This is a genomic window from Kocuria sp. CCUG 69068, from assembly GCF_020833785.1.
GTDB lineage: Bacteria > Actinomycetota > Actinomycetes > Actinomycetales > Micrococcaceae > Kocuria > Kocuria rosea.
In genome coordinates this window covers 1-520 of the sequence record NZ_PDDL01000281.1, presented here as the reverse complement: position 1 = coordinate 520, position 520 = coordinate 1, and the positions used below count along the sequence as shown (strand labels likewise).

The window sequence follows — 520 nt, the reverse complement described above, 5'->3', positions numbered from 1 at the left end:
GCCCGGCGGCACGGCGCCGGGCGCGCACCCCTCCCCCGCTCCCGGGGGGCACGCGGCACCGGAGCCCGGCGGAGTCCGCGCCGAGGACGGCCGTGCCGGAGACGCCCGCGCAGAGGACGGCGGTGCGGGGAACGACCGTGCAGGAGGTGACCGTGCAGAAGGTGACCGTGCAGGGGATGCCCGCCCGGAGGCGGCCCCCGGCACGCCCTCGGGTGCGGACTCGAACCCCGGCTCGGACCGGGACCCGGACCCGGGGGAGCTCTCCGCCCTGGAACGCGCCTCCTTCGTCGGGCCCGGCCCCGCCGTGGCCCACCGTCCCGGCTCCGGAGCGCTGGTCCGGGACGGGGCCGCGCTGCGGGCGCAGGTCCTGGCGGGGCAGCAGCAGGTGACGCCCGGGACGCTCACGCGCATCTCGGTGGGTACCGTGACCCGGGTTCCCGCGCAGGACGCGACCGGGGACTCCTCCACCGCGTGGTGGGTCGGTGGGCTCGCGGCACTGGGCGCCGCGGCGGCCGGCGGC

At 80.4% G+C, this 520-nt stretch carries 1 protein-coding gene; it reads left to right on the top strand.

Going from position 1 to position 520, the window contains the following annotated elements; translation table 11 throughout:
- Positions 1-304: 304 nt before the first annotated feature.
- On the top strand, positions 305-520 hold a 216-nt coding region (locus CRM73_RS19530; RefSeq protein ID WP_229588843.1), incomplete at its 3' end, for a hypothetical protein.